The organism is Lactococcus sp. dk101, assembly GCF_009601055.1.
In the GTDB taxonomy this organism is placed as follows: domain Bacteria; phylum Bacillota; class Bacilli; order Lactobacillales; family Streptococcaceae; genus Lactococcus.
The window spans coordinates 1-21,411 of sequence record NZ_WITI01000018.1 but is presented as its reverse complement, the minus strand read 5'-3'; the positions used below and the strand labels follow the sequence as shown (position 1 = coordinate 21,411).

Genomic DNA, 21,411 nt, shown 5'->3' with positions numbered 1-21,411 from the left:
GTAGAATTGAGAATATGAATATTACAAAATCAGAAAGAGAAGTCCAAAATTTCTTTGTGCTTCATCAAATTATTAATATGTTGGTTCCAATTTGTATCTCATTTAATCAATTATACTATTGCTCACTATTAAAGAAGATGCTTTACTTTCTTCTTTAATAGTAGCATAATAAGAAAAATGAATCCTTCCACCTTTCCCATATGCCGTTTTTCTGGGAGGGGTGAGTAGGATTCTTTTTATCAGTTCTTTTCTAATCCTTTAACTTGTTTAACTTTTGCTTCTTTAATAATGTATCCCGGTATTGTATCATCAATAAATGTGGGCAATGTGTTTGATTTTTTTACCTTAGTAGGAGTTTTTAACACAGGTGCATCTCCTCTACCTGACGAAATTTTATATATTTGCTGGTAGTAGTCACCGTTAAGACTTTGAAATTGAATTATATAAGTATCGAAATGCCCAATAGGAGTACAGGAAATGTTCCATACTTCATCTTTTGTTAATGTTTCCTTTGTTTCAATTAGAGAAATGTTAACCCTATTTGTTCCTATAAATGAATCTTTTGATAAATCCAATACTGCTCGATATAAGGAAATATTTATAGCAGTTACAGAGCCAATGTTTTTGAGTTGACTAAAATTGTTCTGTAAGGATAAAAAAGCTGTTCTCTCTTCATGAATTTGCTTTTTCAAGGTATTAGTTGTACCTATATAGGATATAACCCCCCCAATTAATACTAAAATTAATTCATACATATCGTTGTTAATTTCTAATTAATTAATTGGTTGGTTGGTTGGATAATATTTTTACCATTTATGTATCGACGGTTATTTTCCAATTGTGAAACCCATTCAAGATTGTTGGCATTATTATTTCCCTTGTCCCCATCTATATGGTCTACAGTATTCCTTATATCTCCATTTTTATCTTTAGTATTTTTAAAGTTAGATATAAACACGTCTGCTATAAGTCTATGTATATAATATCTTTTCTTTTTTATAACTGTAGTATAATAACCGTTCTTCCCTTTCTTAATTGCTTTTTTCTCCCAGTCATTGCTAGTTTTTTTGGCAAAGTAAATTTCGCCATTATTGCTTGCCGCATACTGATTTTGGCTACCAATTACATTGAATCGTTTCCATTGGGGGTTGAATTTCATTTTTAATCGCTCTCCTTTATTCTTATTATCACTATTGTAATACAATAAAAATAAAAGTCAATATTACGAAATCTTTTTTTAGCAACTAAATTCATCTCCTAGCACGTCATATAGTTCAGCTTTCAATGCTTTAATCACTGGGCTCGTTCTGTTCCTAACCGTTCGAACGTCTATATGATACTGTGTGGCTATCTCTTTTTGCGTTAGCTCGCTTATATAACGTAGTTTAAGCATTTCTATGCTGTCGTGCGGTAAAGCCTGTATATGTTTATCACAGACCGCCTGTAGTTGCTTTATCTTATCAATATTCCTTAGTCTTTGTCTCGTTTTATCACGATCAATCATTTTTAAGTAGAAATCAGAAAAGTATAACTTCATTACAAAATTAAAATTCATACTATCTCCTCAAACAAAAAAAGATGCTCTAAATAAAGGCATCTTCCTGTTTTTTTACAACCTCATACATTGGTGAAGTAGTTTACTTTAGTTTATTTGAAATATCCTTAGCTTTCATTTTTTCAATCTCTTTTTTTTGCTTTTTATTATGTGCTTCTTTTCCTCCAGAATAGATACTCATCAGTAATAAAGGCCCAAGGATTGAAAAAGTGACATCTCTGATGCTCCACGTTAATAAGCCTTTGAATAAAAAGAAGATAACTAAACCAATATAGACTAACGGAAGTACACTCCCCAATATTTTTTTATTCTTATATCCAGCAAATGTTTGAAAACAAATTACAGCTACAATAATCAAAATTATTAAGATGTCTGTCATTTTTTATCCTCCTTATGGATTTTAATAATATCTTTTGCAGTATCTAAAGTTATCTTTTCATCGATTACCAACTGCATAATTTTTACTTCAAAAACGTTATTACTTCCTTCCAGAAGTTTGATTTGCTCGATTACCTTATCCACTCTTAGCCTGACGGTTGGATAGCTAACATCATATTGTTTTGCTAACTCCTTTAATGAGCCTGATGCCAAAACAAAATTTTTAATAAATTCCAAATCTTCATCTTCTAAATTTAAATACCATTTCATTTTGATCACCTCATTGTTTAATATTATTAATCATATTTTAACATTATTAAACTTTTTTCACAACATAAATTAATTATATTTAATTTCGTTATTATATTTTCTATATTTTTTTGTTTTTAGTACAAAAAAGCATCTCCACGTTAGAAATGCCTTTTCGCTATAATTATATCAAACACGCATCTCTGCGATTTATATTTTATAATTCTATTATACCATTTTTAACAGGTTGTTGATGCATAATATTGAAAATTGATTTTGCAAATGAATTAAAGCATGTTATAATTAATTTATAAGAAGTAACTTAGTTTCGGGCCCTTAATGTGCTTATGCACGGCCCTATAGTTGAGTTACTTTTTTTATTCTTCAGGAATTCAACACATTAAAGTAAATAAGCCGAAAATTCCGCCGACTAGTCCGTTCATGCAAGAATAATCAAAGTATTTGCCACCTATGGCAAAAAAAGAAAGGCAAATATTTCATCATAGCCGACAAAATGTCGGTATAGCTTTTCATTTAATTCAATCACATAAAAAACTCTGCCATAATTGACAGGGCTCTTCTTAATTTTTATTGCGATATTCTCGCATGTAATTCTTCATATAGTCAGGGTTCTTTGTTTCCCAGTCCTTCCGCTCTGCTTTGCGTTTCTGATTACTGCATGTTTTACTACAATAACGTGCATTGGCGGTCCTAGGATTGAACGTTTTGCCACAAATTAGGCACTCTTTTGCTCTCAATTTTTATACTTTCCTCCTGTTAAACGCCTGCGCACGAGAAAAAATGTACAGTGACGGCGTGAAGGACGAAGCGCCCGAGGGGGAGGGGGATATACCCCCATACTTTAAGCTCCGAACTCACTTATAAATTAAAATAATTATTTTTTATTTCATATTTTTATTTATTTTTTTCATGCGTTCATCATTAATTCATATAGACTTTGCTTGTCCGCATTGGCATCATAAGTCACACCAAGTGCATCAAGTTCTTGCTTAATGTCTTCAATACTAATGGCATCAACGTTGACATCATCTGTGCTACTGTCTTGCTCTGTGGCCGCTGTTTCATCTACTACCTCATCACTTGCTGACTGGATAGATACAGGTTCAGTAGGCTCTTTAATCACACGTGAGAAGCTCTCTCCGTCCATGATTGCCCATCCAACATAAGCTACTGCTCGAAGATAGACTTGCCCATGCCCTGCTAGGTCTCGTCCGCTATTGTCAGGGTCCCCATACTCAATCACTTCAAGTGACATTTCTTTTGCATATCCCCATTGAAACATATTGGCAAAGTCGCCAATGATAGCGAGGTCATCAGAGTTGTTGGCTACTGTGTTATTAATATCAATAGGCATGTTGTTAATGGTTGCTGGTGTTGCTCCCCATGCAAGCTCTGGAAACTTCTCAACGTTATTGTCGTCTCTTGTTCGCATGTTAGCCATTGCGTTAGAGAACTCACGACTCATGATCACTCCATTGATTTCTTTATCCATTGCTTGTATAAGCCCAATCGCTGCGTTAATGTTTGAGTCAGGATTAGTTCCATCATAGGTAATCGTTTGTGTTGCCTTACTATCAAAGTTGTTGCTTCCAATGAGTTCAGAGGCCTGTCCAGTTCGTGGATTAACTCCGTGCATTGCCATGATATCAATTCCTTTGGCTAACTTTTTAGCAAAGCCTTTTGTAAATCCTTGTAGAATATCAACCTTATATTCATCTGCGCCGTTCATGAATTCATCAGAAACACGTGCACCATATTCTATTTTTACTGGTAAAGTTGTTACTGGTTCTAAAGAGATACCACCAGCTGACATCTTCCCACTTTCCGCAACAATATCAATTTCAGAGTCCATTGTAAAGATGAATTCTTTCTGTCCATTAAATGGAATAGGTTTTTGTTTAGAAAGCTTAATCAGTGAGCTTTTTCCTTTTACATCGTTCATCAATTCGCTGACAATACTTTCGTCAAAAAGTATTCCTTTAGATAATGTGTCCATATATTTTATTCTCCTCTATTTAGTTTGTTAATAATATCTGTGTATGAGTTGCTCTTTTTAAGAATTGGCTCAACACTCTTCATTGGTGCTACAGGTTTTTTTTGTGGTGGTGTAAGCCAGTTCAGTAGGTTTTCGGCATCTTGCATCATACTGCGCTCATCATCTCCTTTAAGACGACCAATAAGGCCTTCGGGTAGCCCCGCACGGTGTCCTATTTTTTGCTGGAGCAATTGGTGTTCAAGTGCTTTATTTTGTGCTTGTAAATCTTCAATCGTTTCTTCCATAAATTATCCCTTCTTAAAGTTTAGCAAGTCGTGGTGTTGTATCTTCATACGTTCCAGCGATTTTAGACAATTCTCCATTACCAATCGTTGTATCATAATACCCTCTCGCAGAATTATCAATTCGAATGTAGGGCAAAGCGGAATAATGTTTTCCACCTGTTGGAGTGATAGTAAGTGGGTTTGCTTTATTCATGCTTTGGAGCTGTTCTAAGAGTGCTTGTGCATTTTGTTGCATTTGAATATTAACCTTGGCAATTTCCTTTAGGGCTCTGACAGGTTCAATCATTTCTTTAATTTGAGCATCGTTGATTTCTTCTGCATTAGACAGAATGTTTTTAGTAAGAGCATTATAATCTTCTTCACTGAATACCTTTTTGTTCTCTGCTTTTTTATGAAGCTTGGTGTACATTTCTTTTTCAGCTTTCGCAGACCAGATCAGGTCTTTGGCTTTTTTATAACTTTCTAAGTCTGCGTTGTCCTCTGCTTTGAGCATGTCCGCCTTGGCTTGTTCAAGCTTGTTTTCTGCTTTGGTAACCTTATCCGCCAAGTCTTGAACTTTTTCTTGGTGGGCTTCGTTTTTCTCATTCAAGAGTGTTTCAATTTCTTCAAGTGTTTTCATATTGTTTCTCCTTTTAATCTTCTAATTCAATACCGAGGGCTTCGGCGATATTGTCCAGCATGTTGATACTATAATCTGCCATATCTTGAGGACGGATAGGCTCACCACTTGTAAAGCGTGGGATATAGTTTGGATCACCAGTGAACATTGAGTCATGGTAAGCGCGTAGGTCATTGAGCTGTTCCTTAATTGAGCCTACGCTGTTCTCTTCCTCGTTGACTCCAAGCAAGGCAGTCAGTTGATATACCTCATCAGAGATAATATCCGTTAGCGTGTCCATATCGCCACCTGATAGCTCGTAAGCGTTAAGCAGTGTATCTTGAATGGCTTGAATTTTATCTTGAACGGTAACGAGTGTGCTTTCAGATACTTTATTTTCTACAAAAGCATAATCTTCAAGTGTGCCACATGCTTTAGTAATTGCTTTTTGAGACTCTGCATCAGAGTATTTGCTCAATAAGTCTTTTCTGATTTCATCAATTTTTGTCATGTTTTTCATTCTGTTTTCTCCTGTTATTTTATTTTTAATTGTGATCAGTTAGTGATTAAGTTGGTGCTCTATTGGTGTTCATTTTGCCTCCTAAATAGTGGTGAATATATAGTATAATCGGAAATTAAACAAGGTACTCTAATTGCTTGGTATAACTGGCTTTAAGAGTGCTTTTTCAAAATCATTGAATTGGCTGTTTTTTAGCCTACTTTTGTAGCTTTTTAAATTTCATTATTTCATCCTTTCAGTATGTTTGATTAAAACTAAAAAGTTTTGACCGAGTAGACCACCTAGACCACCTAAAACCTGCGAACCATTGATATGACTGCGATTAGGTTAGGTGGTCTACAGGTGGTCTAGCATTTTGTTCAGGTGGTCTACACCCTCTAGCCCACCTAGCTCTTTTCTAGCCCACCTCTAGCCCACCTACTGCAAAACGAGTGATACCAGCCAATCACAGACTTTAGGTGGTCTAGGTGGTCTAGCGTGTCAAGACTTTTCTCTTTTGAATGTATAGAGTGTTTTTCCAGCCTTAATAGAATGTTTCCACGATATCCCTGATTGATTTAATAAGGCTTTATCTCGATTAAGTCGCTCTTTTATTTTTTGAGGGTGTGGAATAATCCCATTTGGTAAATTGTTTGGAATAAAATCAAAGCTATTTATTTTGTCAATTAATGGAACGGCATAGTAAGAAATACTCCCAGTATATTCTTGGTCAAGGATTTCAATCAAGCCTAGAATAAAATAGTTGGATTGAATCAATGTTTCTTGTGCTTGTGAGATATTGTTAAGATAAATCGTACTGAAATGGTCTGCTTCCCAATCAAGCGAAGTAGAGCCGTCTTCCACAAATCTCCCCCAGTCCGTAAAACGGCTCTTGTTAAAATTTGACTTTCCTTGATTTTTTAATGCCATACTCGCCACATTAAGCAATGCTCCTAAAATAAATGGGTGGTCTAATTCAAATCCCTTTCTTAATTCCTGTTCTGCTTTACGTTCTTTTAACTCTTCAAGTTCTACAACGATTGAACGACTTAGTAAATCCTGTCTTTTAACCAAATCATCAATACCATTGAATAAGAGGCTCCGTCCAAGTTTTACAATGACTTGACCGTCATCGGTATATAAGGCGCGTTTTGAAGTTGCGGAATTAGTCGCTATCGTCGCAAATAAATCAGATAACTCGGCAGTGATTGTACCAGCAGACAAATTGTCATAGACCAAGATACGATTTTTTGAAGTATCAAGAACAATCTCTTCCATCTTTGGTTTTACTCGTGAGATAGATTTTAATGTTCTGACAGGATCTATTATGGTACGAAGCAATTCACTTGTGAACGACTTCCCCACTCCAGCACTTCCCTGTAAGATTAGGATAGGTACACTTGTATCAGTAAGCAAGTTACTCAATAACCAACTCACATATAAATCAAAATTATTGTCTGTCGAATAGTTTATATATTTCTTTAATCGATTAAGATTTTCTTTGTTTTGAGTGTCATACTTTGGTTGAGGGAGTTCGTCCATGTCGTCTGTCCGTTTGAACCATATGGGAGAGTCAGACAAAACTTGCCAGCCGTCCTTACTAATTTCTACAATTTCCCAGGCATCGTTACACAAGTCAAGATATATCTTTTGTTCCTGTGGAAGATATTTCACTCTTATTGAAATGGGCTTAAAGTTTTTACTCCGCCTTGCCTTAGCACTGATACTTTCTAAGGCACTTTCTAACGTTGCTTTAGAGATGACACGTTCAAACTTCTTTTCAGCCAGTTCAATCATAATGTCTTTGAATGATTGCGAATTAATGGCATGGATTTCATAATGATCAGCTATTTTTATTTTTGCATAAGGCTTTTTCACTTCATCAATCGCAAACTCTATTTTTTGATTAAGGATTAAATCTCTTAATTCTGTGGCAAGGTGGCGCTCTTTTTTTTCGTCCTCTTGTTCGTCTTGAGTGCTGTTATTGGTTACTTGTTCGCCTTTATTATTTTGAAGCTCTTGTACTTGCGGTGTCAGCACCTCTAAAGCCTTTTTTTGATTGAATTCAGGCAATGAGCACCTCCTTTTCTTTTTCGTTGAAATAATAATTTGAAATGTCGATATAATTGGATAACAGTTCTGTTTTCTGTTCTCCTTGAGTTGTAACGCTGATTTCAGAAACTGCCCACATGGTCAACATGAAATATGACCAGCCCTCCTGTTTTCCTAACAAGATGAAGCGTGTTAAATTCTCTGCGCTCCCAAAGCCATGATTAAGAATGATTTTGTCTTTAAAGCGTTCAAACTGACTCTGTTGGTAGGTGATTGTGTTTTGCTCAATCTCTTGCCTTCTAAGCTCATGTAAAAAAGAAACGAACTGTTTGGAAGGCTCTTTAATTAAAGCTGTGTGCGCTCGTGAAAAGCCCTCAATCATGCTTTCGTGTTGCCAATGGTTGTAAGGTCTAATATCAATCAAGCCATTATAAAAGCAGTCATAATTCATACCTTTTGGCTCTAGGTAGATGTAGTTGTAAAAATCGTCCTTTTGAAAGATTGAAGTCTCCCCAGCTCCTGTCATTGCCAGTTTGGCTGTTTCTTTCTTAATTCGAATTGAAAGTAATCTCATAAGAATACCTCTAGCTCATCAAATAGGCTTATTTCTCCGCCCTCATGTTCTCCCTCGTACCGGGTACCTGCTCGATACACCTTATAACTAAAGTCATAACCAACTGGCTCAAGATGTAAGCTGTCTCTGATATTGACTTGCTTAACCGTCAACGTTTCAAACTCTGCTTTGAGTTGTTCCATTCCACTGGACTCTATTCCAGCTACAAATGGACAAGCGATAATGATGTTATTATCCATATTATCTACTCCGCCAAGCTGTCGAAAAGCTCAATTAATTGCTTTTTACTATACCAGACTGTTCTATCATCTTCTTCAAGAACAACTCTTTTAAGGCCTGCTTTAATTAGCTTAGGCATATAACTCGTTGAAATATTTAACTCTTTCATCAAATCAGATTGCTTAACGTATGGAAAAGGGCGTTCCTGATCTAGTCTTTTTTTATAATACTTTGAAAAATCTTCATATAATTTTTCAAAATAAAATTGTTCAGATTGTTGACTTGGTTCAAATACAATACTCATTTCTTTCCTCCTCTGTTTAGTTTCATTTTAAATTTTGGCCTGTAGTTGTTATTTACTGCAATCAATCCCAAGCACTTGATAGCTATCCACCAATCATCAATGTCACAATGTCTTACAGTCATTCTTTTGTATCTCATGCGGCACCTCCCACGAATTCCACCAATACACCTTCATTTTTAAGTGTGAATGTTACTACGTTTCTGCGGTGGTCAAATAATGTTTCAGTGCGTTCTGTGCTAATGTGATGCTTTGTTACTGTTTTAAGCAATTCCATGAGCTGGCTTGCTATTTCATCTGTCAATAAAAACTGCAATTTCATAAATAAATTTTTCTCCATTATGGTATAATGAATATAAAGAATGAATTACCTATTCAACTCTTTAAATTCTGATTGAAAGCTCCGTTCGTCGCCAAACTTCAGGGGCTTTTTTTTGCGCCATTTTTTCTATCTATTGTCACTCTCTTTTCATGTCCTCAATTCTGCGTGTGGTAGTTTAATTGAGTTTAATAATCTTTAGCCAGCCATTGTGTGATTTTTTGATAGACATTATTTTTCACTTCTAATCCACCAATTTCAATCTTATAATAGGTCTTAAAAGAAATATTGATTTCTTCACAAACATCTTTTTTCGATAAACATAAATCAGCTCTTTTTCGACGAACCGCTTTCGAAATATCATTGGTTATTAAGTTCATGGTTTCTCCTTTCAACTCCATTTTTATTGGATAAGATAATTATATTCCATTATTTTTGGATTGTCAAGGATTAGCTCCAAAAAAAATGGAATTGTTTTTAGTTTTATGATACAATCTAATTAAATAATAAAGGAGAAGCCTATGACCATTACATCTGATCGGATAAAACAAGAAAGAATTAAAAGCAATTTAAATAAAAAAGAGCTAGCTTCAAAAATGGAATTAAAATCTCAAACAACAATAACTAATTGGGAAGATGGGATAGTCGTTCCAAAACCTGATAAATTGCAAAAATTAGCTGACATTTTCGATGTTTCTGTTCCTTATCTGCTGGGATTTACAAATATAAGAAAAGAGGAAGTTCAGGGATTTGATACAATCGAAGAATTTGAAAAATCTCGCAGAACAATTATCGATAATCTCAGATATGATTTTAATCCAACCCCCGAACTTAAGCAGACCTTTGCCTTAGGTGGTGTTTTAAAGAATTATGAAGAAATAATCCCTGATCCTAGAGACAGATATATAGAAGTTGCAAATAATTTAGCAACCGATTTATCTAATGAAAACAATGAAAAGTGGCTGGAGTACGGTAGATTACTAGTTCAAGAACAAAATAGAAAAGAAAAAATTTAAAACATTCATATCCTCAATTCTGCGTGTGGTGCGTAACTAAAAGGACTAAATATGAATAAACTAAACATCAAAGAATATCAAACAAAAGCAGGAGACAAGCGTTATATCTTGCGTGGTGCATATATTGGTACTGATGCCAATACAGGAAAACAAATCAAAACAGATATCCGTAGCCGAACAAAAACAGGCGTCAAACTTGAATTTGAACGGCAAAAAGCTGAATTCAAAAAGAACGGTTCTAGTAAAAGAACCGTTTCTAATAAGTTATTTAGCGAGGTTGCTGAAAGTTTTTTCAGTATTTACCAACTAGAAAGAAAGGCTGGCTCCATTCGACAAATGAGGTCAACTCTAGATACATATATCCTACCTAGCTTTGGTAAAAAACAAATCTCAAAAATCACTACTTCTATGCTTCAAAAGCAAGTCATTGAATGGTCAAAAATTGCTTCTGCCCCAATAAATGGTGCAAGAAAACGAAAAGTAGGCAACTCTAAGGATTATAAGCTACATCTAAATGTTATCAGTAGGATATTCAAGCATGCAATATCGTTAGGCTTAGTTGAGTCCAATCCATGCCAAGCTGTAATTGTTCCTAAAGTAAAAATTGAAAAGACAAAAAAAGAAATAAATTTTTATACTAAAGAGGAGCTTTCTTCTCTCTTCTCTACACTCGAAAGGAAAAATAGGCATAATTGGTCAGATGAATACCTGAACGCACTTCTACGCTTACTAATCGCCTCTGGAATACGTATCGGAGAAGCTATGGCTTTATATTGGTCAGATATTGATTTTGAAAACTCGACCGTATCAATTAGTAAAACAACCGTCTCTCATCATCTAATACAAGACTCACCTAAAACAAACAAAAGTAATAGAACAATCAAGATTGATAGTAAAGCTATAGCAACTATGCATCATTGGTTTATTTTTCAAAAGCAACATTTTATGAAATTAGGAAATCCGCAACAATATTTAGTATTTCCGACTAGCCGAGGTACAGTTCGAAACTATACTGATCTCCGTAATAGCTTGATAATTGCAGAAAATAATGCTGGAATTAAACTACTTTCATTCCATGCTTTCCGTCATTCACATGCTAGCCTATGTATTAATTCAGGAATGACTTATAAAGTTATTCAAGAACGATTAGGACATTCGACTCTACAAATGACCATTGACTTATACTCTCATCTTGAAAATGAAAAAAAAGAAAAAGAGCTTGAACTTTTTGCAAATTATGCAAATTTCTAACTCAAACTCTGTTAAAAGCTCTGTTAAATTATTTTTATCAAAAAGAAAAAGCCCTCTAAGCTAGTGACAGCAAGGGGCTATTCTTATTTGCTATTTTAAAATGAGTAAATCCATGTATTTTTAGCCCCACTTTTAAGAAGTTTTTGGCTAATGTTAATGGCATCTTGCTCTGTTGACGCTAAAGCCACCATGACACCACCCAAACCTGATCCTGTCAATTTAGCACCCAAAGCGCCGTTTGACATGGCAATATTAACCATATCATCAAGTCGAGGATGAGAAACGCCCAAATCATTCAAAATATGATGTGCATTGGTCATTACATCTCCCAAGGCTTTGAGCTGATTTGTTGTCAAAAATTCTTTTGAAGCCGTCGCAAGTTCGCCGAGTTGGCTTATCTGATTGATCGTTTTTTCTTTTTCTTCACTTAAACGTTCACGGACAATGCTGATAGCTTGGCTGGTAAAGCCATGCACCCCAGTATCTCCAATGACAAGAAAACCTGACATTTGCAGATTGATTTGCTCCATTGGTTGATTTTTAATAAACCAAAGTGGCAATTCTGAATTAACTGTTGCCACATCAATCCCTGAAGCACGCCCATGCGTGATATTTTCTGAGAAATTTGCAAAATAGAGTAATTCTTCGTCAGATAAGTCTTCATCAAAGAAATCAAAAAAAGCACGTGTCGTTGCTGTAGCTAAGGCTGCTGAAGCCCCCAAACCACGTCCTTGAGGAATGTTTGAATCAATTTCCAAAGAGAAAGTCAGTCGAGGTGCTTCAAATTTTTGCAATAATTTTATAATTAATTGACGAACGCCTTCAAATTCATCGCCCATCAAATCTAGTCTTCTACGAGATTCGCTATTTTCAATATATTGACCAGCGCGAATACTTGAAATCGTCACTGTAGTCTTCAAAATGGTAACTGGGAGTGCTATCGCTGGCTGTCCATAAACAACTGCGTGTTCACCAATCAATATTAATTTGGAATGAGCGAACCCAGTGCCCACTTTATGTGTAGTCATTCAGAATAATCTCCTGTAAGTACAAAACGTACTGAATAATTTTATAAAAAATATGAAAGAAAAGCAAGTATTAGTTTTTAAAATGCGATTTTTAGCGGTTTCTTTCAGATTTTCAAAGAAAAAATCCCATCTGTTAGAGGATTTTATAATTCATGATACTGTGCATAAAGTTCTTGGCGATTAAGTCCGCGTTCTTTTGCGACTTGCTTGATTGCAGTGTTTGTTTTTTCACCAGCTTCGATTAAAGCTTGAACGGCTTCCAAGGGCGTTGTTTCAAGGGTGAGAGGAGTTACATCCATACCATCATTTCCTGAAACAATGATCAGGCATTCCCCTTTTATCGGCTGTTCTTCTAATGATTGAAGAACCTCAGAAATGGTTCCGCGGCGATATTCTTCGTAAATCTTGGTAAGCTCTCGAACCAAGGCGATTTGACGGTCACCGTAAACTGCAGAAATATTTTCAAGCGTGTCTGCTACCCGATAAGGACTTTCGTAGAAAATCTGTGTTTCAGGATAAGCAAGTTTGGTCTGTAAAAATTTCTTTTGCTCACTGGCTTTGCGAGGCAAAAAGCCATAAAAAATATGCGGCTGTGGCACTAATCCTGAGGCAATCAAAGCCGTGATACCGGCAGAACTTCCTGGTAAGGCTACAACATCAATATTAAGTTTGATGGCTTCCACGACCAAATCATGTCCTGGGTCAGAAATAGAAGGCATGCCTGCATCTGAAACTTGAGCAATTGATTTACCAGATTGTAAAAATTCAAGTAATTTAGGAATTTTTTCATAAGAATTATGTTCATGGAAAGATTCTTGTGGCACCTTAATCTCAAAATGAGTGAGCAATTTTTGTGTATTTCGGGTATCCTCAGCCGCAATCAAATCCACTGTTTTCAATGTTTCTAACGAACGTAAGGTCATATCCTGCATATTTCCGATCGGTGTTGGCACAAGATAGAGTTTTCCTGCTGTTTTTTCGCCCTTAAATGAACGTTGAATATTTATCATCGGTAAAGTAACTCCAAACAATCTAAGCATGATTCGCCTTCATCAAGACGTTCTGCATAATGCAGGTGACAAACGTGAAAACCTTCGTTAAAGATATTGATCAATGTTGGATTTGGTTCATCACTTGATTCTGTTTTTTCTTCAATCTCATGTTTTTCTAATTCTGCTAAATGCTCCCGAACTTTTTCTAATTCCATTCTTAAGGTTGCATTTTCTTTTTGTGAATCATCTAAACTTTGGCGAATTGCTGAAACTTGAGTCAAGGTTGCGTTTAACGCATCTTCAAGTGTATTTAATTGTTCTAGGATTTCTTTTTTATCAGCCATGAACGCCCTCTAGTTCTGTCACATCATAATCCATGATGCTATTTTCAAATTTTACTGTAATCTGGTTTTTAAGAATATTTAATCCGATAACACGTCCTGTGCCATCTTGAGTTGTAATGGTTTGTCCAAAATCAGGAAAATTGACCTGCGCTTCCTTGTAAAATTCATCTTCGTAAGTCAGGCAACACATCAATCGCCCACACATGCCATTCAACTTGCTTTGTTTAAGTGAAAGCGTCTGATTTTTTGCCATCTTGATTGAGACATTTGGAAACTCATAAATGAATTCCGAGCAACAAAGTGGACGGCCACAAGGCCCAACACCACCGTAAATTTTAGCCGCATCACGCGGGCCAACTTGACGTAGTTCAATTCTTGAACGGAAGGTTACCGCGAGTTCTTTCAAAAGTTCTCGAAAATCAACTCTTTTTTCAGCCGTAAAGGCAATGAAAATTTGACTTTTTTCAAGATTGAATGCTGCTGAGATAATTTTCATTTCAAGCCCAATCTCAGCCACCGTTTCCGCAACAATTTCTTTTGCTTCTGCCGATTCCTGCTCAATCAATGCAATGCGGTTAAAATCATCTTGATTGGCAATGCGAACCAGCTGCGCTGTTGTTTCAACGGCAGCATTATCTGGCAAGGAACGGAGGACTTTTCCGTAATTTTGACCTTTTTCTGTTCTAAAAATGACTGTTTCCTGAGAGCTGACAGCCTCATTGCTCTCAATAAAGATGTTGCTTTCCCCATGAGAAAATTTAATTTCAATTATCATAAACACGCTCACTTTCTAAAACAATATAATTTAAACAAGATTCAAAGCGGACATTACTTTGCCACATTTTAACGGCTTTAAAGGTATTTTCGACTTTGTCAATCATTCTTTCTTGATATAAAAGTTGAAGCAGTAAATCAAAGAAAAGTTGCTGTTTTTCCTTATCATCAAAACTGTCTGTCAGTGCTGACAGATATAAAAAGGCATCGTCAGGGGCTGTTTTAAGCAGTTTGACAAACTGGTCGCATTTATTGAAGGCTTCTGAAAACCAAGCAGTTTGTGCGATTTTCAAAGCTTCATCAATCGAATCAAATGCGCGAGCAAGAAGCTCTGCTTGCGTCTTCAACACCCCAGCTTTTTCTAAACTTTCACTAAAAAAGTTTACATTTTTTGGAAATTTAACGACCTGTGTTCGAGATAGAATCGTCGGCAATATCAAATTCTCATTTTTTGTTAATAAGAAAATATAGATTTCGCCCTCAGGTTCTTCGATTGATTTCAACAAGGCATTCGCTGCGTTTTGATGCATCTTTTCCGCATCACGAATGATGACGACCTTTCGATTACTTTCGTAACCAGATTCATTAAATACCGTCGTTAATTCGCGAATTTGCGCCGTCTTGATGGTATGTCCCTCTGGTTCAACAAGATGTAAATCCGCAAAGGTTCCCTCCTCAATCAAACGACACGCCCGACAATTTCCACACGGCGTATTGTCATTTGGAGTCTCACAAAAAAGTGCTTGACTCAGCCAAATTGCCAATTCAAAATTGCCAAAGCCACCAGCAAATAAATAAGCATGACTTAAATGATTGCTTTGCAAAACTTGAGTAAACTCTTGAATAAGTTGTGGCTGAATTTCTCTAATCTTCATGAAACTCCTTTCTTTATTTTATTTAAAAAATCGGTCTGTGATGGCTGCAAAAGTGTCAGCAATGACAGCGTCCAAAGGTTGACTTGCATCGATGGTAACAAAGCGATCAGGTTCTGACTTAACGACTTCCAAGTAGCCCTGACGAACTTTATGGTGCATTTCTGCACGTTCCATATCCAGGCGATCCATATCGTTTGCACGATTTTTTCTGATGCGTTCAAGGGCAGCATCTGTGTCAATATCAAAATAAAGCGTCAAATCTGGTTTCAAGCCGTCTGTCGCAAATTCATTCAACCACTCCACAGGTGCCAATCCCAAATCACGTCCAAAACCTTGATATGCTACTGACGAATCAATGAATCTGTCAGCAATGACAAGTTTTCCCGCCTTCAATGCGGGCAAAACTTTGACTTGTAAGTGAAGACGTCGTGCAGCTGCAAACAGTAGCAACTCTGTTTTCGCGTCAATATCTGTATTTTCTGGATTCAAGATGACCTGACGGATTTCTTCGGCCACTCGAACACCACCAGGTTCACGTGTTGCAACGATTTCTGGGCTTAATTTTTTTAGCATGGGTAAGACTGCCTCTAAGACGGTTGTCTTCCCTGCGCCATCTGGTCCCTCAAGGGAAATAAATATTCCATTCATAATTACTATTATATCAAAAAAGGTCGTTTTTAGCACGTTCGTATCGCCTTTTATGCTCCTTTGTAATGTCAAACATTTTTTACAAAAAGCCGTCTTAAATATCAATAACTCCTTTCTGATTTCTCATATATCGTAAATTTTCTAAAATGTTACATAAAAATTGCAAAATGAAACAAAAAGGAGTATAATAAGAAGTGATCTATGTTTATTTGAAAGGAATCCTAATGAAAAAGATTCTCGTTGTAGATGACGAAAAACCCATCTCAGATATTGTAAAATTTAACCTTACCAAAGAAGGTTTCGAAGTTGTTACCGCTTTTGACGGTGAAGCAGCACTTGAGGTTTTCAAAGAAGAAAACCCTGATCTTGTCTTGCTTGACTTGATGTTGCCAAAAATTGACGGACTTGATGTAGCTCGTGAAATCAGAAAAACTTCTGAAGTTCCAATCATCATGGTCTCTGCCAAAGACAGCGAATTCGATAAAGTTATTGGACTTGAACTTGGCGCTGATGACTATGTCACAAAGCCATTCTCAAATCGTGAACTTTTAGCACGTATCAAAGCAAATCTCCGTCGTATCACTTCTTCTGCCGTTGAATCTCAAGATTCAGCTAAAAAAGAATTGGTTGTTGGAAACTTGCGTATCAATCCAACACATTATGCCGCATATAAATACGACAAACAATTGGATTTGACACACCGTGAATTTGAACTTTTGTACTATCTTGCTCAACATATTGGTGAAGTAATCACTCGTGAAAACCTTCTTGAAACAGTTTGGGGCTATGACTACTTTGGCGACGTTCGTACAGTCGATGTGACTGTTCGTCGCTTACGCGAAAAAGTAGAAGATACACCAAGTCGTCCTCAATATGTATCTACACGTCGTGGTGTTGGATATTATATGAGTAGCCCGCATGAATAAAATTGTTCATTCTTTACTTTTCAAAGGAGTAGTTACACATCTACTTCTTTTTGTCTTCTTATTTGTCAAAGATTACAACTATTTTTCTAAAGACATCTTTGATTTTTTCATCTATTACTTTACTTCTCTGATTATCATTTGCTTGATTTTGGCTCGTCCTTCTCGAATGTTGACCAAGGCTTCAAACCAACTCGATCGGCTGATTGACAATGATTTGGAAGCTGAACAACTCAAAGAAAACGAGGAACAGGCACTCGATCTTGTGGATAAAGTTCAGTATTTAGGAAAAAGTATCTCTTTATCGAAAAATAATTTAGAAAGCCAGCGTAACCAGCTGGACAGTATTTTGACTTATATGGTTGACGGTGTCATTGCAACAGACCGTCAAGGAAATATAATTCTAGCAAATACTGCTGCACAGAATTACCTCAGCCGAAGCTCTTATGAACTGATGGAGCAATCCATCACGAAAGCACTTCATCTTGATGAAACATTCACCTTCTACGAATTATTAGAAAAAGAACCTGAAATCGTAATCTCTTCAATCAATCATGTTGGTGATCCGATTTTTTTACGCGTCAAATTTGTCCTTTTCCGTCGTGAGTCCGGCTTTATTTCTGGGATTATCGCTGTCCTGCATGATAAGACAGACCAAGAAAAGATTGAACGTGAACAAAAACAATTTGTATCAAATGTCTCCCATGAGTTGCGGACTCCTTTAACCTCTGTAAAGGCTTATTTAGAAGCTTTGGAAGATGGAGCCTTATCTGATCCAGAAATCGCGCATTCTTTCATTGATGTCAGCCTTAACGAGACCAATCGAATGATTCGCATGATTACTGACCTATTGACCTTATCTCGTATTGATCAGGAAAGATTAGAATTAAATAAAGAACTGATTAATTTCGTAGATTATTTGGACTTCCAACTCCAACGTTTATCCCGCATTGCCAAATCTAATCCTTTAAATTCATTTACTGGTGATTTCAAATTTGTAACGGACTTCCCTGATGAACCCGTTTGGCTTGAGATTGACACCGACCGAATGACACAAGTGATTGACAATATTATCGGGAATGCCTTGAAATATTCACCAGAAGGTGGCGAAATCAAGGTCAGTCTGAAGCTGAAAGAAAAACAACTGATTTTAACCATTTCAGATCAGGGTATGGGAATTCCAAAGAGTGATTTGCCAAATATTTTCAAACGCTTTTACCGCGTTGATGAGGCAAGAAATAGTCAAACTGGCGGCACAGGACTTGGACTTTCAATCGTTAAAAACATTTTGCTTCTGCATGGTGGAACGATTGAGGCACAATCTGAAGGCGTTGGAATGGGAACAAGTTTTATCATTACTCTTCCATGTGTTGATTTGGATGTCAACCATGATTGGGACGATGGTTTAGATAGTGATTTTGAATAAAAATGAATGAAAATAATGGTTTCAAATATTCCATTTTAGCCTCTGGTTCGACTGGGAATTCCTTTTATCTGGAAACTCCACAGAAGAAAATTATTGTTGATGCTGGTTTATCTGGAAAAAAAATTGAAAGTTTGATGAGTGAAATTGGGCGAGATATTCACGATGTGGACGCGCTTTTGATTACTCATGAACACAGTGACCACATCAAAGGAATTGGCGTTCTCGCACGTAAATACGGACTTGATGTTTATGCAAATGAGCAAACCTGGAGCGAGATTGACAGTAAAAATATGGTCGGTAAAATTGCCGATGAACAAAAACATATTTTTGAAATGGGTAAAACCATCACTTTTGGCGATTTGGACATTGAAAGTTTTGGTGTCAGCCATGATGCCATTGCTCCTCAATTTTATCGCTTCATGAAAGACCATAAATCTTTTGTCTTATTGACCGATACAGGCTATGTCAGCGACCGGATGCGAGGCGTGATTGAGAATGCAGATGCTTATTTGATGGAAAGCAATCACGAGGTTGAAATGTTACGTAATGGCCCCTACCCGTGGAGTACCAAACAACGTATTTTGAGTGACCGCGGGCATTTATCAAATGAAGATGGTGCAGCTGCTGCTTTTGATGTTTTAGGCAATCAAACCAAACGTATCTTTTTGGGACATTTGAGTTTACACAACAACATCAAAGAATTAGCCCACATGACAATGGACGGCTATTTACAGCAGCATGACGTTGATACAAAACGTGAAGTTCATGTCATTGACACCAGTCATGAACATGCAACCAAACTTTACGACATTTAAAAAAACTTATCCATGTGGATAAGTTTTTTATTTTTCTTTCTTAATGGCCCATTTGATAAGGAATGGGGCAATGATTGTCGCCAAGATGATGACAATGACCAATTCAGAATAAACTTCGTCAGTAATGACAGCACTCGCCAGCCCAATTTGAGCAACGATAAGCGCCATTTCTCCCCGCGAAACCATTCCTGTCCCAACCAACAAACTTTCATCTGTGGATAAATGTGACATTTTTCCTGCAAAATACGCAGGGATTATCTTTGTCAGTACTGCCAAAACAGTAAAAATCAAGATGATAAATGGATGATGGATAAGGCTCTCAAATTGGATGGATATGGCAATGGATACGAAGAAGATTGGAATGAAAAAGACATATCCAATGGCCGACGTGTATTCTTCGATTTTGTCTGATACCTCGGTTTGGCTGACTGCAATCCCGGCAAAGAAACTTCCGATAACCGCAGACATTCCCACTTTATCAGCCAATAAACTCAAGCCCAAACAAAGTATTAATGCAACGGTTGTATTCTTGGCATAAATCGGTAGCTTATCCACAAATTTCCAAACTTTTGGAATGATTTTGTGGACAAAGACCAAGAATACAAAGAATAGAATTTCCAAGCCAAATTGAAGCCACAAGTTTGAACCACCATTTTTAAAACTTGTAAAGATGGACAAAATCAGCACTGCCAAGATGTCATCAACGACTGCAGCGCCTAAAATAATATTTCCAGCCCGTGTGGATAACTTTCCATATTCTTGAAGGACTTCAACCGTAATTGAAACGGAAGTCGCAGCGAAAACAATCCCATAGAAGAAACTTGTGGACAAGTCTTTCCCAAGCCATAAAGCCGCGATACTAAAGCAGATGAGTGGCACAATGACGCCCAAGACGGCAACCAGCATGGACGGTTTAAAATTCTTCTTCAATACCGTCAAATCACTTTCCAGACCTGCTAGAAACATGAGCAAAATAACACCAATCTCTGACATGACTTCAATGGTATGTCCACCTTGAACCCATCCTAAAACAGAGGGTGCTAAGAGTATTCCCACAAGCATTTGCCCAATGACCGCAGGGATTTTTAGCCTGCGTGACAAAAGGGTCGCAATGAGGGATGCAATCAAAATTAATGTAATTTGAAAAATATCTGTCATATTATAATTATACCAAACTTCTTTTTGAAATTTAACCGTTTTTCATTATTTTCGTAAAAATTACAGAAAAAGAACGACAGCACTCATGAGTACTAATGAAATAATCATGGAAAGACTGCTTGCAAAACCTGCTTCGCCTTCATCCACTCCAAATTGCGTTGCCTGAATGGTGGTCAAAAATGAAATAGGCGTCAATAAAACGAGCACCAAAACAATTTTTACCAAATGTTCAAAAGGCAAACAAAAATAAACGAATGAGGCTAAAATTCCTGCAAATAAATAACGATAAACTAAAACACGCCCAATAACTGCAAGTCCTGACTTTTTAAAGGAAATTTGCATGAAAAGTCCAATCATAAAGAGCGATAAAAAGGAGTTCGCATGAGAAATAAATGTGAACGGAGCAAGGACTTCCATTGGAATTTTAATCTTAAAAATCGCAAGAATAATCATCAGCAAATAGACAACAAACGGAGGACTTTTTAGCAAAATTCTCAACGGATCTCGTAAATCAAAACCATGCTTTTTTTGTTGGGCAGTCGTTTCGACAATCGCCTGTGTTGTCCCCGCTACCATAAATGAATTTCCCATGTCAAACATGGCAATAAATGGAATGGCAAGTGGAAAAAAGCTGGACACAAAAGGAATTGCAAAATTCCCCAGATTGTATCCTCCAATATTGAACATATAAAAACCACGCTCAACAGTCGATTTTTTCTCCCAAGTAAATAACCAACAAAAATAAGAAGCAGATTAAAAATCAAACCCAAACTCATCAAAATCCAAACGGTAGAAGTGATTTGAAAGGCATTTAAAGAAACAATAATTGTTGCCGGAAGTGTCGTGAATATAACGATTTTAGAGACTCTTTCGCCATCCGTTTGCTTCAGCACCCCCATTTTTTTCAAGAAAAATGCCAGTAAAATTGTCAGTAAAAAACTGACGGCATTCAAAATAATTTTTGTCATTGATGACCATTTTCTAAATAAAGGCAAATTGCAAATTTAATCTAGCCACCCTGTAACATCTGAAAAGGTGTCTGATACTTGAACATTTTTCTTGGATAGTGATTCATCCAAGTTTCAATACGAGCGACTTCATTCGAAGTCGTTTTTG

Annotated in this window: 27 protein-coding genes and 1 pseudogene; 5 read left to right on the top strand and 23 right to left on the bottom strand. The window is 36.6% G+C overall.

The window, feature by feature from the left end; genetic code table 11:
- Positions 1–239 precede the first annotated feature (239 nt).
- The 15 genes and pseudogenes from GHI45_RS10405 to GHI45_RS10335 form a co-directional block, all read right to left on the bottom strand.
- Positions 240–755: a hypothetical protein gene (locus GHI45_RS10405; protein WP_147780708.1), complete on the bottom strand. Its 516-nt coding sequence runs from the start codon at positions 753–755 to the stop codon at positions 240–242.
- 14 nt (positions 756–769) lie between these two features.
- On the bottom strand, positions 770–1,159 hold the full coding sequence (locus GHI45_RS10400) for an HNH endonuclease (RefSeq protein ID WP_147780709.1): 390 nt from the start codon (positions 1,157–1,159) through the stop codon (positions 770–772).
- A 78-nt stretch (positions 1,160–1,237) separates the two neighbouring features.
- On the bottom strand, positions 1,238–1,555 hold the full coding sequence (locus tag GHI45_RS10395) for a sigma factor-like helix-turn-helix DNA-binding protein (RefSeq protein ID WP_147780710.1): 318 nt from the start codon (positions 1,553–1,555) through the stop codon (positions 1,238–1,240).
- Between the two features lie 82 nt (positions 1,556–1,637).
- A complete protein-coding gene (locus tag GHI45_RS10390; RefSeq protein WP_147780711.1) occupies positions 1,638–1,934 on the bottom strand; it encodes a hypothetical protein in 297 nt (98 codons plus the stop codon).
- Positions 1,931–2,203: a DUF2089 family protein gene (locus tag GHI45_RS10385; protein WP_147780712.1), complete on the bottom strand. Its 273-nt coding sequence runs from the start codon at positions 2,201–2,203 to the stop codon at positions 1,931–1,933. Before GHI45_RS10385 ends, GHI45_RS10390 begins: the two co-directional genes overlap by 4 nt.
- Before the next feature lie 1,114 nt (positions 2,204–3,317).
- Positions 3,318–4,199: pseudogene (locus GHI45_RS10380) on the bottom strand (phage major capsid protein); the annotation flags it as partial.
- A 5-nt stretch (positions 4,200–4,204) separates the two neighbouring features.
- Positions 4,205–4,483, bottom strand: coding sequence for a hypothetical protein (locus GHI45_RS10375; protein WP_147780714.1), 279 nt, complete (start codon positions 4,481–4,483; stop codon positions 4,205–4,207).
- Between the two features lie 13 nt (positions 4,484–4,496).
- Complete coding sequence (locus GHI45_RS10370; RefSeq protein WP_147780715.1) at positions 4,497–5,102, bottom strand: hypothetical protein; 606 nt, start codon at positions 5,100–5,102, stop codon at positions 4,497–4,499.
- Positions 5,103–5,115: 13 nt separating this feature from the next.
- Positions 5,116–5,601, bottom strand: a complete 486-nt coding sequence (locus GHI45_RS10365) for a hypothetical protein (protein WP_147780716.1) — start codon at positions 5,599–5,601, stop codon at positions 5,116–5,118.
- A 480-nt stretch (positions 5,602–6,081) separates the two neighbouring features.
- On the bottom strand, positions 6,082–7,653 hold the full coding sequence (locus tag GHI45_RS10360) for a hypothetical protein (protein WP_147780717.1): 1,572 nt from the start codon (positions 7,651–7,653) through the stop codon (positions 6,082–6,084).
- A complete protein-coding gene (locus GHI45_RS10355; RefSeq protein ID WP_147780718.1) occupies positions 7,646–8,206 on the bottom strand; it encodes a hypothetical protein in 561 nt (186 codons plus the stop codon). The genes GHI45_RS10360 and GHI45_RS10355 overlap by 8 nt, the downstream gene beginning before the upstream one ends.
- Complete coding sequence (locus GHI45_RS10350) at positions 8,203–8,445, bottom strand: hypothetical protein (protein WP_147780719.1); 243 nt, start codon at positions 8,443–8,445, stop codon at positions 8,203–8,205. Before GHI45_RS10350 ends, GHI45_RS10355 begins: the two co-directional genes overlap by 4 nt.
- Before the next feature lie 5 nt (positions 8,446–8,450).
- Positions 8,451–8,729, bottom strand: a complete 279-nt coding sequence (locus GHI45_RS10345; protein ID WP_147780720.1) for a hypothetical protein — start codon at positions 8,727–8,729, stop codon at positions 8,451–8,453.
- A 133-nt stretch (positions 8,730–8,862) separates the two neighbouring features.
- On the bottom strand, positions 8,863–9,048 hold the full coding sequence (locus GHI45_RS10340) for a DUF1655 domain-containing protein (protein WP_187230123.1): 186 nt from the start codon (positions 9,046–9,048) through the stop codon (positions 8,863–8,865).
- Positions 9,049–9,233: 185 nt separating this feature from the next.
- Positions 9,234–9,425, bottom strand: coding sequence for a hypothetical protein (locus tag GHI45_RS10335; RefSeq protein WP_147780722.1), 192 nt, complete (start codon positions 9,423–9,425; stop codon positions 9,234–9,236).
- Between the two features lie 141 nt (positions 9,426–9,566).
- Between GHI45_RS10335 and GHI45_RS10330 the strand changes: the two genes are divergently transcribed.
- On the top strand, positions 9,567–10,061 hold the full coding sequence (locus GHI45_RS10330; RefSeq protein ID WP_147780723.1) for a helix-turn-helix domain-containing protein: 495 nt from the start codon (positions 9,567–9,569) through the stop codon (positions 10,059–10,061).
- Between the two features lie 51 nt (positions 10,062–10,112).
- On the top strand, positions 10,113–11,312 hold the full coding sequence (locus GHI45_RS10325; protein ID WP_147780724.1) for a site-specific integrase: 1,200 nt from the start codon (positions 10,113–10,115) through the stop codon (positions 11,310–11,312).
- A gap of 95 nt (positions 11,313–11,407) precedes the next feature.
- On the opposite strand, the gene mvk is transcribed toward GHI45_RS10325, so the two are convergent.
- The 6 genes from mvk to tmk all read right to left on the bottom strand — a co-directional run bounded on the left by mvk (position 11,408) and on the right by tmk (position 15,973).
- A complete protein-coding gene (gene mvk / locus GHI45_RS10320; protein ID WP_147780725.1) occupies positions 11,408–12,340 on the bottom strand; it encodes a mevalonate kinase in 933 nt (310 codons plus the stop codon).
- A gap of 143 nt (positions 12,341–12,483) precedes the next feature.
- Positions 12,484–13,350: a 16S rRNA (cytidine(1402)-2'-O)-methyltransferase gene (gene rsmI / locus GHI45_RS10315; protein ID WP_147780726.1), complete on the bottom strand. Its 867-nt coding sequence runs from the start codon at positions 13,348–13,350 to the stop codon at positions 12,484–12,486.
- Positions 13,347–13,676, bottom strand: a complete 330-nt coding sequence (locus GHI45_RS10310) for a DNA replication initiation control protein YabA (RefSeq protein WP_147780727.1) — start codon at positions 13,674–13,676, stop codon at positions 13,347–13,349. The genes rsmI and GHI45_RS10310 overlap by 4 nt, the downstream gene beginning before the upstream one ends.
- Positions 13,669–14,451: a regulatory iron-sulfur-containing complex subunit RicT gene (gene ricT / locus GHI45_RS10305; RefSeq protein WP_147780728.1), complete on the bottom strand. Its 783-nt coding sequence runs from the start codon at positions 14,449–14,451 to the stop codon at positions 13,669–13,671. The genes GHI45_RS10310 and ricT overlap by 8 nt, the downstream gene beginning before the upstream one ends.
- Positions 14,441–15,325: a DNA polymerase III subunit delta' gene (locus tag GHI45_RS10300; RefSeq protein WP_147780729.1), complete on the bottom strand. Its 885-nt coding sequence runs from the start codon at positions 15,323–15,325 to the stop codon at positions 14,441–14,443. Before GHI45_RS10300 ends, ricT begins: the two co-directional genes overlap by 11 nt.
- Before the next feature lie 18 nt (positions 15,326–15,343).
- Positions 15,344–15,973, bottom strand: coding sequence for a dTMP kinase (tmk, locus tag GHI45_RS10295; protein WP_147780730.1), 630 nt, complete (start codon positions 15,971–15,973; stop codon positions 15,344–15,346).
- Positions 15,974–16,197: 224 nt separating this feature from the next.
- On the opposite strand from tmk, the gene yycF reads away from it, so the two are divergent.
- The 3 genes from yycF to GHI45_RS10280 are packed head-to-tail and all read left to right on the top strand — an operon-like array spanning position 16,198 to position 19,137.
- Complete coding sequence (gene yycF / locus GHI45_RS10290) at positions 16,198–16,899, top strand: response regulator YycF (protein ID WP_147780731.1); 702 nt, start codon at positions 16,198–16,200, stop codon at positions 16,897–16,899.
- Positions 16,892–18,322 (top strand): ATP-binding protein, encoded by a 1,431-nt coding sequence (locus GHI45_RS10285; RefSeq protein ID WP_147780732.1) that lies wholly within the window; start codon positions 16,892–16,894, stop codon positions 18,320–18,322. The genes yycF and GHI45_RS10285 overlap by 8 nt, the downstream gene beginning before the upstream one ends.
- Positions 18,323–18,324: 2 nt before the next feature.
- Entirely contained in the window at positions 18,325–19,137 is an 813-nt protein-coding gene (locus tag GHI45_RS10280) for an MBL fold metallo-hydrolase (RefSeq protein ID WP_147780733.1), read from the top strand.
- Positions 19,138–19,164: 27 nt separating this feature from the next.
- Here the strand turns inward: GHI45_RS10280 and GHI45_RS10275 are convergent, their stop codons facing one another.
- Positions 19,165–20,295: a cation:proton antiporter gene (locus GHI45_RS10275; RefSeq protein ID WP_147780734.1), complete on the bottom strand. Its 1,131-nt coding sequence runs from the start codon at positions 20,293–20,295 to the stop codon at positions 19,165–19,167.
- 60 nt (positions 20,296–20,355) lie between these two features.
- Complete coding sequence (locus GHI45_RS10270) at positions 20,356–20,982, bottom strand: AEC family transporter (RefSeq protein WP_228386067.1); 627 nt, start codon at positions 20,980–20,982, stop codon at positions 20,356–20,358.
- Positions 20,983–21,411 lie beyond the last annotated feature (429 nt).